Source organism: Mycobacterium sp. (genome assembly GCF_035314665.1).
Classification (GTDB): domain Bacteria; phylum Actinomycetota; class Actinomycetes; order Mycobacteriales; family Mycobacteriaceae; genus Mycobacterium.
Genome location: NZ_DATFZD010000236.1, coordinates 1 through 4,578 on the forward strand (window position 1 = coordinate 1; position 4,578 = coordinate 4,578).

General features: G+C 61.7%; 4 protein-coding genes. 3 read left to right on the forward strand and 1 reads right to left on the reverse strand.

The window, feature by feature from the left end:
• Positions 1-157: 157 nt before the first annotated feature.
• Complete coding sequence (locus tag VKI00_RS17355) at positions 158-1,087, reverse strand: SDR family NAD(P)-dependent oxidoreductase (RefSeq protein WP_324439488.1); 930 nt, start codon at positions 1,085-1,087, stop codon at positions 158-160.
• Between the two features lie 690 nt (positions 1,088-1,777).
• On the opposite strand from VKI00_RS17355, the gene VKI00_RS17360 reads away from it, so the two are divergent.
• From VKI00_RS17360 to VKI00_RS17370, 3 genes are all read left to right on the forward strand, one after another.
• A complete protein-coding gene (locus VKI00_RS17360; RefSeq protein WP_324439490.1) occupies positions 1,778-2,386 on the forward strand; it encodes a TetR/AcrR family transcriptional regulator in 609 nt (202 codons plus the stop codon).
• Between the two features lie 185 nt (positions 2,387-2,571).
• Positions 2,572-3,018 carry an MmpS family transport accessory protein gene (locus VKI00_RS17365; RefSeq protein ID WP_324439492.1) on the forward strand — a complete coding sequence of 149 codons (447 nt, stop codon included), beginning with the start codon at positions 2,572-2,574 and terminating at the stop codon, positions 3,016-3,018.
• The coding region (locus VKI00_RS17370) for an MMPL family transporter (RefSeq protein WP_324439494.1) at positions 3,015-4,578 on the forward strand (1,564 nt) is incomplete at its 3' end. The genes VKI00_RS17365 and VKI00_RS17370, both read left to right, overlap by 4 nt.

A 4,578-nucleotide genomic window follows, 5' to 3' on the forward strand; every position in this document is an offset into this window, starting at 1 on the left:
CGGACCGGTCAAAAAGTCCATCGCGAGCGCCACCAGTTGCGGGTCAGGCTCAAACGGCAACCCCAGTGGAATCCTGATGTCACCGCCATGCACCAAGATATCGGCCAGGGGATCGAGCGGCCCGAACAGCGGCGGACTTAACGGGTAGTCAGCGTTGTCACGCAATGTCGATCCCAAGTCGACCCATTACCGAGAACAGTTCCTCGTAGATGTTGTTGGGGATCGTGTGGGATTCGGTCTGCGCGACCTGAGGGAAGTGCTCGGCGATGTCGTCGGCGGTGGCGGTGAGGTCGGTGTCAGCTAGCCACCCATCACCGAGCCCGATGAACACGCGTGCGTATCTGCCAGCCAGTGCGGAGTAGTTCTGGTGGCTGCTTTCACAGGCGCGACTCGCCAAGTAGGTGACCATCGGCACGACTTTCTCCGGCGCGATCAGATCTTTGAGTCCGGTGTCCTCAAGGGTCTTCGCGTCGACAGTCTCGGTGACCATCCGCGAAAAGCCGAAGGGCAACACGGTGTTGGACAAGATGCCGTGCTCGGCCCCTTCCAAGGCAATGACGTTGCTCAGCCCTACCAGGCCTGCCTTTGCTGCGCCGTAGTGCGCTTCGAGGTGCTGGCCGAACATTCCCCCTGAGGACGAGATGAGCACGAATCTGCCGTACCCCTGTTTCTTCATGACTTTGAAGGCGGGCTGGCACAGATGAAAACCACCGTCGAGGTGCACCTTGAGCATCTGACGCCAATGCGTCGGGGTCATGTCCTCAAAGGCGATGCTGGTAAAGATTCCGGCGTTGCTCACCACGGCGTCCACTCGTCCGAAGTGCTCAAGGGCGGTTTGCACGATGGCCTCACCACCTTCAGGACTATCCACCGAGTCATGCGATGCCACCGCAGTGCCGCCGGCGCGAACAATTTCCTCGACGACCTGATCGGCCACCGTGGTGTCCGCTCCCTCCCCGCCCATGCCGCCGCCAAGGTCGTTAACGACGACGGATGCGCCACGGTGAGCCAGATCTAGCGCGTACAGCCGCCCCAAACCGCGCCCCGCCCCAGTCACGATTGCAGCCTGGTCAGTGAAGTCAATCATTGCAGCCGCTCCCTTTTGGTCTGAATGAGCTCGATGTCAGCCTCGACCGAACCATATATTTGTTCCGCACGGACAGGAGGCGCTTCTCGGGTATTGAGTCCGTCGAGGCCTCAGCTGCGGTCTCACTTGCAGAGAAAACCAGACGTGACCGTGCGTCTCGAATCCCAGCTGCCAGCCGGGTGGCGAGACGGATCGCACAGCGGTGGGTGCAGCTCGCACATCTCTGATGGGGATGCCATCGGCCCTGGCGTAAGCGCTGGCGCAATCCCCCGGCGGGGGAGCGGCGCGGCGGGCCGCGGCTGTCGATGCTCTCTGCGCACGCCTAACTCATCCGACGATCAAGCAAAGCCGGGAGATGTCAGCGGCTCAAAATGAAACCTGTTGCAGCACTGCACCGTGACGGGTCAGCATCGTTATCGGCGATTCCTCGGGCATCGAATCACGTTTGGGCACAGCACAATCGAGAATATGCAGCACTTATTCGTGGATAAGCTTCGTTATCCATGACAGAAGTCTCCGCTTTCATCAGATGAATCACCGCAGCCCAGATATGTTCATCATGGTGTGGGCGCTTCGACCGCATCCCGCGCTCCGAGTGATCGACGCAGTGGACGGTGGCGCTGGCCGAGGTGATCAGCCTCGCCCGCGGACGCAACGGTACGGTCCTGGACTGTACTCCTTCTCCGTTTTATGGTGGTCGCTGTGATCCAGACTTCCGATACCGCCACCGCGTACTGCCCGTGGTCGCCACGCGAGGCCGAGTTGCTTGCGGTGACGTTGCGGCTGCTGCAGCAGCATGGGTATGACAGGTTGACGCTAGAGGCGGTCGCGGCGAGCGCCCACGCCAGTAAGGCGACGATGTACCGTCGCTGGCCGTCGAAAGCCGAACTGGTGTTAGCCGCGTTCCTCGAGGGCATCCGCCAGGTCGCCGTTCCACCCGACACCGGCACACTGCGCGGCGACTTGCTGCAGCTGGGCGACGGAGTGTGCCGGCAGGCCCGCGCACACGCCAGCACGATCCGCGCAGTGCTTGTCGAGGTGTCGCGCAACCCGGCGCTCAACGACGCGATGCAACACCAGTTCCTCGACCAGCGCCAGGCGTTAATGCGCCACATCTTGGCCCAGGCCGTTGAGCGCGGTGAGATCCAAGCCGCCGCCATTACCGACGAACTTTGGGACCTGCTGCCCGGCTATCTCATATTCAGATCCATCCTGCCCAACCGTCCTCCAACGCATCACACTGTGGCCGCCCTCGTCGACAACGTCCTGCTCCCCAGCCTCGTCCGACGCTGCGGATGAGCCGCCACGGGCTACCTTTCGGGCCAAGCCGGCCACGAGTGATGGCCGGTGGCCGGGCAATAGCATCGGGACCCTTGTGCGGTCCAGTCCCGTACCGTACTGTTAGGACGTTCCACCTCCATGCCCAGCCTAGGACGGATCATCTCACTCAGAGACCGTGTCGCCGACTATTGAAAGGCTAACGGATGAGAGGGATTTCGATTACCCGCCTGCTCAAACGCGGTTGGATGTTTCTGGTCGCGATCGCGGTGGTCGCGGTGGCAGCTTTCGCCGTGTATCGGCTCCATGGCATCTACGGCTCTCAAAAGAACACCTCCACTGCCGGCGCCTTTTCGAATGAGATCGTGCCCTTCAACCCCAAGCACGTTGTCCTTGAGGTGTTCGGCCCGCCGGGTACCGTGGCGACGATCAACTATCTGGATGTCAATGCTCAGCCCCAGCGGGTCGACAATGCGGCCCTGCCATGGTCATACGACCAGACCACCACCGATCCCGCGGTGTTCGTTAATGTTGTGGCGCAGGGCAATAGCGATTCGATCGGCTGCCGGATCATCATCGACGACGTCGTCAAAGACGAGAGATCGGTCAACACGGTGAACGCATACACGTACTGTCTGGACAAATCTGGATGAGCAACCATGACGTCGAGCCTCGACCCTTCGCCCAGAAAATCGCACAGACCATTCGCTGGCTTTCGGTGCCGATCGTGCTGGTCTGGCTGGCCCTCGCCGCGATCACGAACATTTTCGTACCCCAGTTGGAGAAAGTGGGCGAAGCCCACAACGTGGCGCTGAGTTCTCCTGATGCGCAGTCGCTGCAGGCATTCAAACGCATCGGCCAGGTGTTCCACGAGTTCGATTCCGACAGTGCGGCGATGATCGTGCTCGAAGGCGACCAGCCGCTTGGTGCTGAGGCCCACCGGTTCTACGACGACCTGATCCAGCGGTTGTCGCAAGATCGCAAGCATGTCGAGCACATCCAGGATTTCTGGGGGGATCCGCTCACCGCGGCGGGCTCACAAAGCACCGACGGCAAGGCCGCTTATGTCCAGGTGTTCCTCGCCGGCAATCAAGGCGAAGCGTTGTCGCTTGAGTCCGTCGACGCGGTCCGCGACATCGTGAACCACACCCCGGCGCCGCCCGGGGTCAAGGCCTATGTCGCCGGCGCGGCACCGCAAGTCGCCGACCAGTTTGAAGTGGGCAACCAGGGCACCACGAAGGTCACCGCGTTAACCATCTTGGTGATCGCAATAATGTTGCTGCTCGTCTACCGCTCTGTGGTCACCATGGTTGTGGTGCTTGTCACGGTCCTCGTTGAAATGGCCGCGGCCCGCGGGATCGTCGCGTTTCTGGCGAATTCCGGGATCATCGGGCTCTCGACATACTCGACTAATCTGCTCACGCTGTTGGTCATCGCCGCCGGCACCGACTACGTAATATTCATCCTCGGCCGCTATCAGGAGGCGCGCAGTGCCGGGGAGGAGCGGCAAACCGCCTTCTACAACATGTATCACGGGACGGCGCACGTAGTGTTGGGGTCAGGGCTAACCATTGTCGGCGCGGTGTTCTGTCTGAGCTTTACCCGGCTCCCGTACTTCAAAAGCCTCGGCATTCCAGCGGCGATCGGCGTGTTCGTGGCGCTGGTGGCCGCGCTCACCCTGGCCCCCGCGGTGCTGACCATCGCCAGCCGGTTCGGACTGCTGGAGCCCAAGCGCAAGGCCCGGACGCGGGGCTGGCGGCGCATCGGCACTGCCATCGTGCGCTGGCCCGGACCCATTCTCGTGGTGAGCGTGGCGGTGGCCCTGATCGGTCTGCTCGCCCTGCCGGGATACAAGACCAGCTACGACGTTGGCAACTACATGCCTGCCAGCGCCCCGTCCAATATCGGCTATGCCGCCGCCGAGCGCCATTTTTCCAAGGCTCGGCTGAATCCCGAACTGTTGATGATCGAGACCGATCATGATCTGCGGAATCCGGCCGATATGATCTTGCTGGAGCGAGTGGCCAAGGCCGTCTTCCACACTCCCGGGATCGCCCAGGTCCAATCCATCACCCGGCCGTTGGGCACTCCGCTGGATCACACCTCGATACCGTTTCAGATCAGCGCGCAAAGCACCGGCCAGATCGAAAACCTGAAATACCAGCAAGACCGCGCCGCTGACCTGCTCAAACAGGTCGCCGAGATTGACAAGA

Excerpts from the sequence above, each read along its gene's own strand:
- VKI00_RS17355 (WP_324439488.1), bottom strand. The coding sequence starts at position 1,087 with ATGATTGACTTCACTGACCAGGCTGCAATCGTGACTGGGGCGGGGCGC.
- VKI00_RS17360 (WP_324439490.1), top strand. The coding sequence starts at position 1,778 with ATGGTGGTCGCTGTGATCCAGACTTCCGATACCGCCACCGCGTACTGC.
- VKI00_RS17365 (WP_324439492.1), top strand. The coding sequence starts at position 2,572 with ATGAGAGGGATTTCGATTACCCGCCTGCTCAAACGCGGTTGGATGTTT.